The 14,654-nt window shown below is 70.8% G+C and carries 10 protein-coding genes; 7 read left to right on the forward strand and 3 right to left on the reverse strand.

All coding sequences use genetic code 11. The annotated features are described in order from the left end of the window. Window positions 1–58: 58 nt before the first annotated feature. Window positions 59–643 carry a biotin transporter BioY gene (locus tag ACFY04_RS03595; protein WP_389114016.1) on the reverse strand — a complete coding sequence of 195 codons (585 nt, stop codon included), beginning with the start codon at window positions 641–643 and terminating at the stop codon, window positions 59–61. Window positions 644–929: 286 nt separating this feature from the next. On the opposite strand from ACFY04_RS03595, the gene ACFY04_RS03600 reads away from it, so the two are divergent. The 3 genes from ACFY04_RS03600 (at window position 930) to ACFY04_RS03610 (ending at window position 4,816) form a co-directional block, all read left to right on the forward strand. Continuing rightward, complete coding sequence (locus ACFY04_RS03600; protein WP_389114017.1) at window positions 930–2,327, forward strand: amino acid permease; 1,398 nt, start codon at window positions 930–932, stop codon at window positions 2,325–2,327. Window positions 2,328–2,564: 237 nt separating this feature from the next. Further along, window positions 2,565–3,974: an amino acid permease gene (locus ACFY04_RS03605; protein WP_389114018.1), complete on the forward strand. Its 1,410-nt coding sequence runs from the start codon at window positions 2,565–2,567 to the stop codon at window positions 3,972–3,974. A 185-nt stretch (window positions 3,975–4,159) separates the two neighbouring features. Beyond that, window positions 4,160–4,816 (forward strand): superoxide dismutase, encoded by a 657-nt coding sequence (locus tag ACFY04_RS03610; protein ID WP_389114019.1) that lies wholly within the window; start codon window positions 4,160–4,162, stop codon window positions 4,814–4,816. 127 nt (window positions 4,817–4,943) lie between these two features. Here the strand turns inward: ACFY04_RS03610 and ACFY04_RS03615 are convergent, their stop codons facing one another. Then, the gene (locus tag ACFY04_RS03615; RefSeq protein ID WP_266391394.1) at window positions 4,944–5,588 is read right to left on the reverse strand and encodes a DsbA family protein; all 645 of its coding nucleotides are present in this window, start codon (window positions 5,586–5,588) and stop codon (window positions 4,944–4,946) included. Window positions 5,589–5,727: 139 nt separating this feature from the next. Between ACFY04_RS03615 and pepN the strand changes: the two genes are divergently transcribed. Both pepN and ACFY04_RS03625 read left to right on the forward strand, forming a co-directional pair. After that, window positions 5,728–8,286 carry an aminopeptidase N gene (gene pepN, locus ACFY04_RS03620; RefSeq protein ID WP_389114020.1) on the forward strand — a complete coding sequence of 853 codons (2,559 nt, stop codon included), beginning with the start codon at window positions 5,728–5,730 and terminating at the stop codon, window positions 8,284–8,286. A 222-nt stretch (window positions 8,287–8,508) separates the two neighbouring features. Then, window positions 8,509–9,468, forward strand: coding sequence for a hypothetical protein (locus tag ACFY04_RS03625; protein WP_389114021.1), 960 nt, complete (start codon window positions 8,509–8,511; stop codon window positions 9,466–9,468). On the opposite strand, the gene ACFY04_RS03630 is transcribed toward ACFY04_RS03625, so the two are convergent. Then, complete coding sequence (locus tag ACFY04_RS03630) at window positions 9,444–10,331, reverse strand: pyridoxamine 5'-phosphate oxidase family protein (RefSeq protein WP_389114022.1); 888 nt, start codon at window positions 10,329–10,331, stop codon at window positions 9,444–9,446. The genes ACFY04_RS03625 and ACFY04_RS03630 overlap by 25 nt on opposite strands. 123 nt (window positions 10,332–10,454) lie before the next feature. Here ACFY04_RS03630 and ACFY04_RS03635 point away from each other — a divergent pair, with 123 nt between their 5' ends. Further along, window positions 10,455–11,015 carry a CGNR zinc finger domain-containing protein gene (locus tag ACFY04_RS03635; RefSeq protein WP_389114023.1) on the forward strand — a complete coding sequence of 187 codons (561 nt, stop codon included), beginning with the start codon at window positions 10,455–10,457 and terminating at the stop codon, window positions 11,013–11,015. 273 nt (window positions 11,016–11,288) lie between these two features. Continuing rightward, entirely contained in the window at window positions 11,289–14,612 is a 3,324-nt protein-coding gene (locus ACFY04_RS03640) for a S8 family serine peptidase (protein ID WP_389114024.1), read from the forward strand. The last annotated feature ends 42 nt before the right edge of the window (window positions 14,613–14,654 follow it).

Genomic DNA, 14,654 nt, shown 5'->3' on the forward strand with positions numbered 1-14,654 from the left:
CCGGAGCCCGGCCCGCCTTCACAAGGCGGGCCGGGCTCCGGTGCGTTTCAGGGGCCGCTCAGCCGCGGCGGCCGGCCAGCTTCCAGGCGGCCGGCAGGGCGCCCATGGCCAGCGCGGCCTTGAGCGCGTCGCCGATCAGGAAGGGGACCAGGCCCGCCGCGACGGCCGCGCCGAGGGACATCCCGGTGACGGCCATCAGGTACGGCACGCCCACCGCGTAGATCACGGCGGAGCCCACCACCATCGAGCCGGCCGTACGCAGCACCGAGCGGTCGCCGCCGCGCCGCGCGAGGGCGCCGACGACGGTGGCGGCCAGCAGCATGCCGAGCACGTAACCGAAGGAAGCGCCGCCCGCACCGGAGGTCCCGCCCGCGAACCACGGCACGCCTGCCATGCCGACGAGGGCGTACAGCGCAAGCGAGAGGAAGCCGCGGCGGGCACCGAACGCGGTACCGACGAGCAGCGCGGCGAAGGTCTGGCCGGTGACGGGGACCGGGGAGCCGGGAACGGGAACCGCGATCTGGGCGGCCAGCCCGGTGAGCGCGGCGCCGCCGACGACGAGCGCGATGTCGCGGACGCGGCTCGCGGGCAGCAGATCGGCGAGGACGGCGCCGGGCCGGAGGGAGACGGAGGCAGTGCTCATCGGGAGGCTCCACGGGATGGGGGTGGCAGGACGATCACCGACGCTAGTGCGCGCTCCCCCACCGCCCCGCCGCCGCCCGGGACAAAGCCGCACTCCCCGCTTTGGTGGGGATTTCACAAACCCGCTACCCCACACCCGAGTCGGCGTGATCCTCATCACGAGGAACATCGGACAGCACGTCCGTTTTGCACGAAAGACCACCGCTCAGCGAGACTGTAGGATCCCGCCAATTCTGCTGCGGGGCTCCCACCGCCACTGGGCCCGAACGAGAGTACGAGCACCCTTCATGCGTGAGCGCCTGGAAGAAGCACCTCCCGCCACGGGCGACCTGCCCGCGGAACCCCTCAGCCACAGCCTCAAGCAGCGCCACCTGACCATGCTGGGCCTCGGCGGCGTCATCGGCGCCGGGCTCTTCGTCGGCTCCGGCGCCGGCATCGGCATCGCCGGTCCCGCGATCATCTGCTCCTACCTGCTCGCGGGCGTGCTCGCGATGCTGGTGATGCGGGCGCTGGGCGAGATGTCGGCCGCGATGCCCGCCTCGGGCTCGTTCTCCGTCTACGCGGAGCGGGCGCTCGGGCGCTGGGCCGGCTTCTCGGCGGGCTGGCTGTACTGGTTCCTGCTGGTCGTGGTGCTGGCCGTGGAGGCCACCGGCGCGGCGAAGATCGCGAACGGCTGGGTGCCCTCGGTCGACCAGTGGGTCTGGGTGCTGCTGTTCATGGTGGTCTTCACCGTGAGCAACCTGGCCGCCGTGAAGAACTTCGGCGAGTTCGAGTTCTGGTTCGCCGCGCTCAAGGTCGGCGCGATCGTGCTCTTCCTGATCCTCGGCACCCTCGCGGTCCTCGGCCTGCTCCCGGACACGGAACCGGTCGGCATGGCCAACCTCACCGGCCAGGGGGGCTTCTTCCCCGAGGGCTTCGGCGGAGTGGTCGCGGGCATGCTCGCCGTCATCTTCGCCTTCGGCGGCCTGGAGGTCGTCACCATCGCCGCCGCCGAGTCGGACGACCCGGCGCGGTCGGTGTCCCGGGCGGTGCGCAGCGCGGTGTGGCGCATCCTCTTCTTCTACGTCGGCTCGATGGTCGTCATCGTGACCCTGCTGCCGTGGGACTCGCTGAAGCCGGGCGAGAGCCCCTACGTGGCGGTGCTCGACTCGATCGGCATCCCGGCGGCCGGCCAGATCATGAACATCGTGGTGTTCGTGGCCCTGCTGTCGGCGCTGAACGCGAACCTCTACGGGTCCTCGCGCATGGTGTTCTCGCTGGCCGAGCGCCGCGAGGCGCCGCAGGCGCTGCTGAAGGTCTCGGGCGGCGGGGTGCCGCGCCGGGCGGTGTTCGCCTCGGTGGCCTTCGGCTTCGTGTCGGTGGTGCTCAACCTGCTGTGGCCGGACACGATCTTCCTCTACATGCTCAACGCGGTCGGCGCGGTGCTGCTGTTCGTGTGGGCGCTGATCGCCGTCTCGCAGCTGAAGCTGCGCCGCCGGATCGAGCGGGACATGCCCGAGCGGCTGACCCTGCCGATGTGGCTGTTCCCGTACGCGACCTGGGCGGCGCTGCTCGGGATGGCGGCGGTGCTGGTCCTGATGCTGTTCGACGATTCCGCGCGGCCCCAGCTGCTGTGGTCCTCGGGCGCGGCCGCGCTGGTCCTCGCCGTGGCGGGGATCCGCGAGCTGAGGGCCCGCAAGGCCTGACGAAGGAAGACGAAGAAGAGGACCCCCGTACCGCGGTACGGGGGTCCTCTTCTTCTTCGTTCCCGGGTCGGCGGCGACGCGGGAGCGTACGGCGGCGACGCGGGGCGCGTACGGGAATGATCACGAACCGTGAGCCTGATGTCCGGATATCGGACTCAGAACATCCGGCGATCGGGCACTCGGCAGACTGGCGCACCTCATCACGTCCCCCCGCACAACCGGACAGGCACACCCCCAATGAGTCAGAGCACCCTGACACCCCCCGAAGCACCGCAGACCGGCGCCGGATCACCCCTCGGCAACGGACTCAAGCAGCGCCACCTCTCGATGATCGCCCTCGGCGGTGTCATCGGCGCCGGACTCTTCGTCGGCTCCGGCGCCGGCATCGCCGCCGCAGGTCCCTCGATCGTGCTCGCGTACGCCGCGTCCGGGCTGCTCGTGATGTTCGTGATGCGGATGCTCGGCGAGATGTCCGCCGCCAACCCGGCCTCGGGCTCCTTCTCCGTACACGCGGAGCGGGCGATCGGCCCCTGGGCCGGATTCACCGCCGGCTGGATGTTCTGGACCCTGCTCTGCGTGGGCGTGGCCATCGAGGGCATCGGTGCCGCGCACATCATGACCGGCTGGTTCCCGGGCACCCCCTCCTGGATGTGGGTGCTGGTCTTCATGGCGGTGTTCTGCGGCTCCAACCTGGCCGCCGTATCGAACTTCGGCGAGTTCGAGTTCTGGTTCGCCGCCCTCAAGATCGGCGCGATCGCGCTCTTCCTGGGCCTGGGCGTGCTGGCCGTGCTCGGCCTGCTGCCCGGCACCGACTCCCCCGGCTCCGCCAACCTGCTGCACGACGGCGGCTTCCTGCCCCATGGCGTGGACGGCCTGCTGGTCGGACTGCTGGCCTCCGTCGTCGCGTACGGCGGACTGGAGACGGTGACCATCGCGGCCGCCGAGTCCGAGGACCCGGTCAAGGGTGTGGCCAAGGCCGTGCGGACCACCATGTGGCGGATCGCGATCGTCTACGTGGGCTCCATGCTGGTCATCGTCACCCTCCTGCCGTGGAACGACCCGGCCGTCACGGCGGACGGCCCGTACGCCGCGACCCTGGACCGCCTGGGCATCCCGGCCGCCGGCGAGATCATGAACGTGGTCATCCTGATCGCCCTGATGTCCGCGATGAACGCCAACATCTACGGCTCCTCGCGCATGGCCTACTCCCTCGTCTCCCGCGGCCAGGGCCCGAAGGCGCTGGGCAAGGTCGGCGGCGGGGTGCCGCGCCGGGCGGTCCTCGCCTCCTGCGGCTTCGGCTTCGTCACCGTGCTGCTGTCCTACTGGTACCCGGACACCCTGTTCGCCTGGCTGCTGAACATGGTGGGCGGGGTCATCCTGATCGTCTGGGGCTTCATCGCCGTCTCGCAGTTCGTGCTGCGCCGCCGGCTGGAGCGCGAGGCCCCCGGGAAGCTGGTCGTGAAGATGTGGGGCTTCCCCTATCTGACCTGGGTGGCGCTGGCCGGGGTGGCCGGGGTCCTGGCGCTGATGGCCCTGGGCGAGGACACGCAGGTCCAGGTGGTCTTCACCGGCGGGCTGACGGTCGCCCTCGCGGCGACCGGTTACGTCATGCAGCGCCGGGCCGCGGCGGAGCGTGCAGCGGTGTAACACCCGCACCGAACGGCACGTCAGGGGCCGGGCTCATGCGATCGCATGGGCCCGGCCTTCGGCGTTCCGGAGGTCCCGGCAAGAGAGGCAGCCCTTACGTGAGGAGAGGAATAGATGCTGCTAGCGTGCAGTTGCGCATTAATTGCAATAAGCGATTGGCACGCTGAGGGGACCGGATAACACGCATGGCCATCTACACGCTTCCTGAGCTTCCGTACGACTACGCGGCGCTGGAGCCGGTGATCAACCCGCAGATCATCGAGCTGCACCACGACAAGCACCACGCGGCCTACGTCACGGGCGCCAACAACACGCTGGAGCAGCTGGCGGAGGCGCGCGACAAGGAGAACTGGGGCGCCCTCAACGGCCTCGAGAAGAACCTCGCGTTCCACCTCTCCGGCCACATCCTGCACAGCATCTACTGGCACAACATGGCCAGCCCGAAGACCGGCGAGGGCGGCGGCGAGCCCACCGCGGCCGACGGTCTGGGCGACCTGGCCGACGCGATCACCGAGTCCTTCGGCTCCTTCGCGAAGTTCAGGAAGCAGCTGACCTTCGCGTCCTCCGCCACCCAGGGCTCCGGCTGGGGCGTGCTCGCGTACGAGCCCGTCAGCGGCCGCCTGGTCGTCGAGCAGGTCTACGACCACCAGGGCAACGTGGGGGTCGCCAGCACGCCGATCCTGGTCTTCGACGCCTGGGAGCACGCGTTCTACCTTCAGTACAAGAACCAGAAGGTGGACTTCATCGAGGCGATGTGGAACGTCGTCAACTGGCAGGACGTGTCCAAGCGCTACGCCGACGCCAAGGCGAACACCCCGCTGCTGATCCCCGCCAAGGGCTGATCCCAGCACCACAAGCCCGTCCGCCTCGTGATCGTCTTCTCAGCCTTCGCCGGCGGGCGTGTCGAACGGAAGACCCCCGTGAGGACGTGACTCACGGGGGTCTTCTGTGTGGTGCGCCGGCCCGGGCCTACTCGAAGGACGGGCCCTTGGTACGGGTGCGCTTGATCTCGTAGAAGCCCGGGGTCGAGGCGACGAGCAGGGTGCCGTCCCAGAGCCGGGCGGCGGCGTCGCCGCGCGGGGTCGGGGTGACGACCGGACCGAAGAAGGCCACATCGCCCTCGGCTCCCGGAACGGAGATCACCGGGGTGCCGACCTCCTGGCCCACCCGGTCTATCCCGTCGTTGTGCGAGGCCCGCAGCACCTCGTCGTACTCGTCCGAGTCGGCGTACGCGAGCAGCTCGGCCGGCAGGCCGACCTCGGCCAGCGCCTCGGCGATCACCTCGCGGGTCGGGCCCTTCTCGTCGTTGTGGATGCGGGTGCCGAGCGCGGTGTAGAGCTTGCCGGTGACTTCCTCACCGTGCTTCTGCTGGGCCGCTATCACCACGCGCACCGGGGCCCAGCCCTTGGGTCCGAGCAGCTCGCGGTAGGTCTCGGGCAGCTCGTCGAGCTTGTTCTCGTTGAGCACCGCGAGGCTCATCACGTGCCAGCGGACCTCGACGTCGCGGACCTTCTCGACCTCGACCATCCAGCGGGACGTCATCCAGGCCCAAGGGCAGAGCGGGTCGAACCAGAAGTCGACCGGGGTCTTCTCGCGCACCTGGGTGTCGGTCATGTCTCTCCTCAGTCTCGGCATGGGTCGCAAAAAGGCATCACTGGGCTCACGTTCCCCGTCACCAACCAGTACCGGCTGGCGCGCATTCCCTCGTGCGAGGATTCGACACAAGAACGCGATCACGCACGAAGGAGTGCACGTGCCCGGAGAGAATCTGTCCCGCGACGAGGCCCGCGAGCGGGCCGAGCTGCTGTCCGTCGACGGGTACGAGGTGGTCCTTGACATCCGGTCCGCGGTGGACGAGGCCGAACCGGCCGAGGGGCCGCGGACCTTCCGCTCGGTGACGACGATCCGCTTCCGGGCGGCGGGTGCCGGCGCCTCCACCTTCGCGGACCTGATCGCGCCCTCGGTGAACGCCGTGACCCTGAACGGGCACGCACTGGACGTGGCCGCGGTCTTCGACGGCGCCCGGATCACCCTCGACGGCCTGGCCGCCGAGAACGTCCTCGTGGTGGACGCGAACTGCGCGTACAGCCGGACCGGCGAGGGCCTGCACCGCTTCGTGGACCCGGAGGACGGCGAGGTCTACCTCTACACCCAGTACGAGCCGGCCGACGCACGGCGGGTGTACGCGAACTTCGAACAGCCCGACCTGAAGGCCCCGTACCGCTTCGAGGTGACGGCTCCCGAGGGCTGGCAGGTGTGGAGCAACGGCGCGGAGGCGTCCCGCGAGGCGGGCGTCTGGCGGTTCGCGGAGACCGCGCCGATCTCCACGTACATCACGTGCGTGGTCGCGGGTCCCTACCACTACGTGACGGACTCCTACACGCGCGGGGACCTGACCATCCCGCTGGGCGCGATGTGCCGCAAGGGGCTGGCGAAGCACTTCGACGCGGATGACGTCTTCCTCGTCACCAAGCAGGGCTTCGACCTCTTCCACGAGCTCTTCGACTACCCGTACCCCTTCGGGAAGTACGACCAGGCCTTCGTGCCGGAGTACAACCTGGGCGCGATGGAGAACCCGGGGATGGTGACCTTCCGCGAGGAGTACATCTTCCGCGGCAAGGTCACGAAGGCCTCCTACGAGCGGCGCTCGAACACGATCCTGCACGAGATGGCGCACATGTGGTTCGGCGACCTGGTCACCATGAAGTGGTGGGACGACCTGTGGCTGAAGGAGTCCTTCGCGGACTTCATGGGCTCCTTCGCCCTGGTGGAGGCCACCCGCTTCGACCAGGCGTGGGTCACCTTCGCCAACAACCGCAAGGCCTGGGCCTACCGGGCCGACCAGCTGCCGTCCACCCACCCGATCACGGCCGACATCCGTGACCTGGAGGACGCCAAGCTGAACTTCGACGGCATCACCTACGCCAAGGGCGCGGCGGTGCTCAAGCAACTGGTCGCCTACGTGGGACGGGAGGCCTTCCTGGAGGGCGCGCGGCGCTACTTCAAGGCCAACGCGTACGGGAACACCACGCTCGACGACCTGCTCTCGGTGCTCGCGGAGGTCTCCGGGCGGGACATGGCGCAGTGGTCGCGGGCCTGGCTGCAGACCGCCGGCGTGAACGCGCTGACCCCGGTGATCACCTACGACGCGGGCGGCCGGGTGACGGAGCTGGCGGTCGTGCAGGAGGGCGACGAGCTGCGCCCGCACCGGGTCGCGGTGGGCCTGTACCGGCTGGAGTCGGACGGGGCGCTGCTCCGCTACGCGCGGGCCGACGCGGACGTCTCGGGCGTGCGGACGGTCGTCACGGAGCTGACGGGCGCGGAGCGGCCCGACCTGGTCCTGGTCAACGACGAGGACCTCACCTACTGCAAGATCCGCTTCGACGAGGGCTCGCTGGCCACCCTGCGGGCGCACCTCGGCGACCTGACGGACCCGCTCGCGCGGGCGCTGAGCTGGTCGGCGCTGTGGAACCTGACGCGCGACGGCCTGATGCCGGCGCGCGACTTCGTCTCGCTGGTCCTCGCGCACGCGGGCCGGGAGACGGACGTCGGCGTCCTGCAGATGCTGCACGCGCAGGCCCTGACCTCCGTCACCCACTACGCGGCGCCCACCTGGCGTGAGCAGGGCGGCCGGGAGCTGGCGGCGGGTGCGCTGCACGAACTGCGGGTCGCGGCGCCGGGGTCGGAGCACCAGCTGACGTGGGCCCGCTTCTTCGCGGCGAGCGCGGCGACGGAGGGCGACTTCCAGCTGCTGCTCGGGCTGCTGGAGGGCTCGGCGCGGATCGACGGGCTGGAGGTGGACCAGGAGCTGCGCTGGGACTTCCTGCTGCCGCTGACCGCGCACGGGGCGGTGGACGAGACCGTGCTCGCCGCCGAACTGGCGCGCGACGACACGGCCTCGGGCAAGCGGCACCAGGTGCGGTGCCTGGCGGCGCGGCCCTCGCAGGCGGTGAAGGACCAGGCGTGGGCGGCTGTGGTCGAATCGGACGCGCTGTCCAACGCGCTGGTCGAGGCGACGATCGCGGGCATGCAGCAGTCCTCGCAGCGGGGACTGCTGGCGGCCTACGCGGGGCACTACTTCGAGGTGATCGAACGGGTGTGGGCGGACCGGTCGATCCAGATCGCGATGGACGTGGTGAAGGGGCTGTACCCGTCGCTGCAGAGTGACTCCGCCACGCTGGAGGCCACCGACGCGTGGCTGTCGGCCCGCCCTTCGGCTCCGCCGGCCCTGCGCCGGCTGGTCCTGGAGTCGCGCGATGACCTGGCCCGTGCCCTTGCCGCGCAGCGGTGCGACGCGGCGGCCGGCGACTAGCCCGCGGGTCCGCCGCCGGGGCTCCGCCCCGGACCCCGCGCTTCAAACGCCGGCGGGGCTGAATCCTCCAGCCCCGCCGGCAGCGGCGCCGGGCCGGGTCCCCCACACGGGCGCACTCCATCGGCAGTCGAACGCCCGTACTTTAGCCCCAGCTTGTCCGGATTTGTCGACGAGCGTGTAACAGGGGTTAGCAGGGCCATGGCCTGAGGGAATCACCGCGTCATGAACCACAACGCACCCCTCCCCCTCGCCCACCTCACCGGCAGCCGCCCCCGCGTGCTGACCCTCGCCCAGCTGCGCGAGCACGGCGTCACCGCCTCCGACGCGGCCGAGCGGCCCTGGCAGCAGATCCTGCCCGGGGTGTTCCTGCTCCACCCCGGTCCCGCGACGAGCGAGGAGCGGCTGCACGCGGCGCTGCTGTACGCGGGGCGGCGCGGCGGCGAGGCCATGATCACCGGGCTGGCGGCGCTCGCCCTGTACCGGTTCAGCTCCGCGCTCCCGCTGCTCGCCCTCTCGCACATCGACGTCCTCGTTCCCGGCACCCGGCGGCTGCGCTCCACCGGGGACGTGCGGATCGTACGGACGCACACCCCGCCGAGGCCCCAGGAGGTGACCGGGCTGCCGGTGGCGCCCGTCGCGCGGGCCGTCGCCGACGCCGTCACCCAGCTCTCCGACGCCGGCACCGTACGCCGCCTGCTGAGCGAGGCCGTTCGCGGCGGGCACTGCGAACCGGCCGCAGTCGTACGGGAGCTGACGGTGGCCCGGCTGCTGAACCGGCCGCACGTGGTCGACGCGGTCGAGTCGCTGCTCGCGGAGGGCCGGGCCATCGCCGAGGACCGGCTGTACCGCGTCGTACGCGGCTTCGAGCTCCCCGACCCGGTGTGGAACGTGGACCTGCGGCTGCCCGGCGGCCCGCACCTCGGCGGAGTCGACGCGTACTGGCCCGAGCACGCCGTCGCCGTGGAGATCGACACCCGCGCCCCGCGCCAGGGCGAGGACGAGCAGTGGTCCGAGTCCGTGCGCAAGCGCGAGACGCTGGAACGGCTCGGGGTGACCGTCATCCACATCACCCCGCGCAAGCTCCGCGACTGGCCCGAGCAGCAGGCGGCGGTCATCCAGACCGCCCTGACGGCCTCCGACGACCGGGAACCCGCCGCCTACCTGGTGGTACTGCCCAGGTGAGGCGAGTACTCCGGGGTGCTCCAGAGCAGCCGCCCCGGATGCACGCTCTCCACCACCGACTCCACCCGGAAGCGGGTCCGGCGACTCCCGTCGGCCCCGAACTCCGTCCGGGCCCGGCCGCTGATCTGAAGGACCGCCCCGCTCTCCCAGTCCGGGAAGAGCAGCCCGGCCCGCGGATCGGCCGTCAGGTTCCCCAGCGTCAGGAACATGGCGTTGCCCGCGTAGTCCGGCCAGGCCAGCTCGACCGGCGAGAGCACCTCCACGAAGCCCGGCAGCCCGCCCCGGTGACTGGCGTCGGCCCCGTCCGCCTCCGCCGTGGTGGCGACGAAGAAGGTATCGGCGCCGCGCACGGTCCGCTGCTGGCCGGGGGTCAGCGCCTCTCCGCGCCGCACCACACCCGCACCCTGCCGGGCGAGCTCCAGCGGCTGCCGCTTCTGCAGGTACTTCGGGCAGTTGGCGAAGACCTGCTCGGCCTCGACGGCGAAGCCTCCCCGCGTCACCTCCAGGGTTCCGTTCAGCCGCATCCGGCGCCGGGTGCGCGGGTCGAGCGCGATGGTCCCGACCCGGGTCCCGGCCGTGGCCAGCGCCTCGGCGAGCGGGTCGCCCGCCGGCGGACCGCCGGCGACCGCGATCCGGTCCGGCCCGGTGGCCCGCACGAAACCGGGCGCACCGGTGAGCAGGGTGGCCCACACCCGCCCCGTGCCGTCCGCGGCGCCGACGACCAGGTGCGGCTGGAGCCCGAGGAAGGCCGCGACGACGTCCCGGATGCCCGTGCCGATCGAGCGGCCGACGTGCTCGGCGAGGTCGCGCACGCCGACCCGGTCCTGCACGGCCAGCGCGCCCCAGTGGTATGCCCCGGACATCGGAGGAACCTTCCCACGATCGAATCTAACCTTTCATATCTAGATTAAAGGTTAGGCGAGTGGGCGTCAACCGCTCACGTACCCTTAAAGGGTTAGCCACCCGGCGAGAGGGACGAGACGGACATGACCGCGGCGGACCCACGACCCCTGACCGGGGAGCCGATCGCCCTCGACCTGCTCAACACCCGCTGGGCCGTCGACGGCGAACCGCTGGACCTGTTCGCCGGTGCCGCCGGGCTCACCCGGATGCAGGGACTCGCGGTCTGGCTGGAGAGCACCGGCCTGGCCGGCCGCTTCCGAGCGGACGCGGCCACCCTCGTCCACCTGCTGACCGCCCGCGAAGCCCTGGCCCGCGCGGTCGCGGACCCGGCCGACGAGAGCGCCCGCGCCCTGATCGACGCCGTGCTGGAGCACGGCCGCATCCGCGCCACCCTGACCGCCGAAGGCCCGGGCGAGCGCGCCGAGTTCGCCGATCCGGCCTGGGGGCCCGCCTGGACGGCGGCGCGCGACTACCTCGATCTGCTGCGCTCCGCGCCCGAGCGGATCCGCACGTGCGCGTCGGAGACCTGCGTCCTGCGCTTCTTCGACGTCTCGCGCAACGGCACGCGGCGCTGGTGCTCGATGGCCGCCTGCGGAAACCGGGCGAAAGCCTCGCGCCACTACGCGCGCACGCGCGAGCGCTGAGCGCACCAAATCTGTCACACCCACACCGGGGCGCGACCGCGTCCCGGTGCTGACGTACGGCCGCCAAGTCGATAAATCGACCGATCGGCACCTATGGTTCGCACCACTGTGCCCTAGTAAGGCCGTGCTGGCGCATTCTTCGCACTGGCGAGAGTCCGCCATGACAGGTCTCGGTCAATGACAACTCTCCCCAAAGAGCTGTCGCTTAGGCCAAGCTGACCGGTCATCCGGCACCGAAATCCGGACCGTATCTTTCACTTACCAGGGATGCTGATGACCCTCGAATCCCCCAGCTCCATACCCGGGGCCAGACGCGTCGCGCGCGTCGCGGCCGCGGCCGGTCTGGTCGCCGCTCTCGCGGCCACCGGCGCCGGGCCCGTCTTCGCGGCGACCGGCGCGGACACCCCGGGCACCTCGCCCGCGGTCAAGTCCGCCGACCAGAAGCTCGGTTCGGCCGACGCCGAGCTCCTTCAGCAGGCCAAGGCCAAGGGTGACGCGAACGTCACCGTCATGGTCGCGACCGCCCCCGGCCAGACCAAGCAGGTGGCGGACCAGCTCGGCTCGGTCCAGGGCGCCTCGGTGGGCCAGACGTACGACAACCTCGGTTACGTGCGCGCCACCCTGCCCACCGGCAAGGCCGAGGCCGCGCTGAAGGCGGCCACCAAGCTCTCCTCGGTGCACGGCATCGACCTGCGGCACGAGATCCAGCTGCCGGACCCGCGCCCCGACGCGGACCGCGAGACCGGCACGGTGAAGAAGACCGCCGCCGAGACCTACGCGGCGCCGGACAAGAACACCCCCGCGAAGAACCCGTACAACCCGTCCTTCGAGACCGGCGCGGTCGACTTCGTGAAGGACAACCCGCAGGCCGACGGCCGCGGCGTGACCATCGGCATCATGGACTCGGGCATCGACCTCGGTCACCCGGCCCTGCAGAAGACCACCACCGGCGAGCGCAAGATCGTCGACTGGGTGACGGCCACCGACCCGATCACCGACAACGACGCCACCTGGCGCCCGCAGATCACCCCGGTCACCTCCAGCGGCGGCAGCTTCACCGCGGGCGGCCAGAGCTGGAAGGCCCCGGAGGGCAGCTTCCAGTGGAGCCGCTTCACCGAGTCGATCACCGCCACCGGTGACATGGCGGGCGACGTCAACCGCGACGGTGACACCACCGACCGGTTCGGCCTGCTCTACGACGCCGCCGCCGGCACCGTCCGCGTCGACACCGACCAGGACGGCGACTTCACGAACAACGAGCCGATGAAGCCGTACAAGGACGGCTACCAGATCGGCTACTTCGGCACGGACAACCCGGCGACCGACGTCGCCGAGCGCATCCCGTTCGTGATCGAGATCCGCAAGAACGTCCCGATGGACCCGCTGGGCGGCGACTGGGTCGGCAAGAAGGCCGACTTCGTCAACGTCGGCATCATCGAGTCCGAGCACGGCACGCACGTCGCCGGCATCACCGCCGCCAACAGCCTCTTCGGCGGCAAGATGAACGGCGAGGCGCCCGGCGCCAAGCTCGTCTCCTCGCGCGCCTGCTCCTGGTCCGGCGGCTGCACCAACATCGCGCTGACCGAGGGCATGATCGACCTCGTCGTCAACCGCGGCGTGGACATCGTCAACATGTCCATCGGCGGCCTGCCGGCGCTGAACGACGGCAACAACGCGCGCTCCGAGCTCTACAAGAACCTCATCGACACCTACGGCGTCCAGCTGGTCATCTCGGCCGGCAACTCGGGCCCGGGCGTCAACACCATCGGCGACCCCGCCCTCGCGGACAAGGTCATCTCCGTGGGCGCGTCGGTCTCCAAGGAGACCTGGGCCGCCAACTACGGCTCCGGTGTGAGCGCGAAGTACAACATGTTCCCCTTCTCCTCGCGCGGTCCGCGTGAGGACGGCGGCTTCACGCCGACCATCAGCGCCCCCGGCGCGGCCATCAACACCATCCAGACCTGGCTGCCCGGCGCCCCGGTGAAGGAGGCCGGCTACACCCTGCCGGCCGGTTACGGCATGCTCCAGGGCACCTCGATGGCCTCGCCGCAGGCGGCGGGCGCGAGCGCCCTGCTGATCTCGGCCGCCAAGCAGCACAACATCAAGCTGACGCCGTCCTCCCTGCGGGTCGCGCTCACCACCGCCGCCAAGAAGATCGACAACGTCCCCGCGCACGCGCAGGGTTCGGGTCTGATCGACATCCCCGGCGCGTGGGAGTCCATCCAGGGCGACGCGAAGGCCAACGAGTTCACCGTCCAGGCGCCGGTCGACACCGCGATCGACCAGTTCCTGAAGACCCCGGGCTCGGGCACCGGCCTGTACGACCGTGAGGGTGGCCTCAAGGTCAACCAGAAGAAGGTCTACAACGTCGTCGTCACCCGCACCACGGGCGTCAAGTACGGCACCCGGCACAACCTGAGCTGGCGCAACAACGACGGCACCTTCAAGGTCATCGGCGGCTACGACTACGTCACCCTGCCGCTGAACAAGCCCGTCACCATCAAGGTCGAGGCCAACGCCAAGACGGCCGGCGTCCACAGCGGCATCCTGCAGCTGGACGACGAGACCACCGAGGGCATCGACAAGCAGATCCTGACGACCGTCGTGGCTTCCGCCCCCCTGGCCGCGCCGTCGTTCGCCCTGTCGCAGAGCTCCTCGGTGCAGCGCAACAGCCACAAGTCGTACTTCGTGACCGTGCCGGCGGGTGCCAAGAGCCTGGAGGTCGCCCTCGGCGGTCTCGCGGCGGGCAGCCAGACACGCTTCATCGCGATCCACCCGTACGGCGTGCCGGTCGACCCGACGGCCACGACCAACTGCTACCCGAACTACGACAACCCGGCCAACACCTGCCGCCCCGACGTGCGCTCGTACCCCGAGCCGACGCCGGGTGTCTGGGAGATCGAGGTCGAGGCCCGTCGTACGTCGCCGGTGCTCGACAACCCGTTCAAGCTGGACGTCTCCGTGCTCGGCGCGGCCTTCGACCCCGCGGTCAAGGTCCTGCCCGAGGTGAAGCAGGGCACCCCCGCCCCGGTCCAGTGGAGCGTCAAGAACTCCGGCGCGGCCATCTCCGGCGGCAAGCTCGTCGGCGGTCCGCTCGGTTCCGCGAAGGTCGCCAAGCCGACCATCGCGCCCGGTGAGACCCACTCCACCGAGATCGCGGTCCCCGCGGGCACCTCGCGCCTCGACGTCGCGATCGGCAAGGTGTCCGACACCGCCGCCGACCTCGACCTGGAGGTCTACAAGGACGGCGTCAAGGTCGGCTCGGCCGCCGACGGCGACTCCGAGGAGGCCGTGAGCCTGGTGAACCCGGCCGCGGGCACCTACACCGTCAAGGTGATCGGCTACGCGATCCCGTCCGGCTCCACCACGTACGACTACCGTGACGTGTTCTTCTCGGCCGCCCTGGGCTCCGTCCAGGTCGACGAGGCCGCCGCGGTGAACCTCGCCACCGGCGCCACCGCGCAGGTCTCGGCGAACGTCCTGGTCACCAGCCCGGCCCCCGAGGGCCGGCAGTTCTTCGGCCAGGTCCAGCTGCTCAACGCCCGCGGCACCGCCGCCGGCACCGGCAGCGTGCAGATCGAGAAGGTCCTCCCGTAGGACCCGGTACGGAAGAACCCGAGGGGGCGGCGCTCTGACGAG

Origin of the sequence: Streptomyces sp. NPDC001549, from assembly GCF_042894025.1 — a bacterium.
GTDB lineage: Bacteria > Actinomycetota > Actinomycetes > Streptomycetales > Streptomycetaceae > Streptomyces > Streptomyces kutzneri.

Excerpts from the sequence above, each read along its gene's own strand:
- ACFY04_RS03605 (WP_389114018.1), top strand. The coding sequence starts at position 2,565 with ATGAGTCAGAGCACCCTGACACCCCCCGAAGCACCGCAGACCGGCGCC.
- ACFY04_RS03600 (WP_389114017.1), top strand. The coding sequence starts at position 930 with ATGCGTGAGCGCCTGGAAGAAGCACCTCCCGCCACGGGCGACCTGCCC.
- ACFY04_RS03635 (WP_389114023.1), top strand. The coding sequence starts at position 10,455 with ATGACCGCGGCGGACCCACGACCCCTGACCGGGGAGCCGATCGCCCTC.
- ACFY04_RS03615 (WP_266391394.1), bottom strand. The coding sequence starts at position 5,588 with ATGACCGACACCCAGGTGCGCGAGAAGACCCCGGTCGACTTCTGGTTC.
- ACFY04_RS03595 (WP_389114016.1), bottom strand. The coding sequence starts at position 643 with ATGAGCACTGCCTCCGTCTCCCTCCGGCCCGGCGCCGTCCTCGCCGAT.
- ACFY04_RS03610 (WP_389114019.1), top strand. The coding sequence starts at position 4,160 with ATGGCCATCTACACGCTTCCTGAGCTTCCGTACGACTACGCGGCGCTG.
- ACFY04_RS03625 (WP_389114021.1), top strand. The coding sequence starts at position 8,509 with ATGAACCACAACGCACCCCTCCCCCTCGCCCACCTCACCGGCAGCCGC.
- ACFY04_RS03630 (WP_389114022.1), bottom strand. The coding sequence starts at position 10,331 with ATGTCCGGGGCATACCACTGGGGCGCGCTGGCCGTGCAGGACCGGGTC.
- ACFY04_RS03640 (WP_389114024.1), top strand. The coding sequence starts at position 11,289 with ATGACCCTCGAATCCCCCAGCTCCATACCCGGGGCCAGACGCGTCGCG.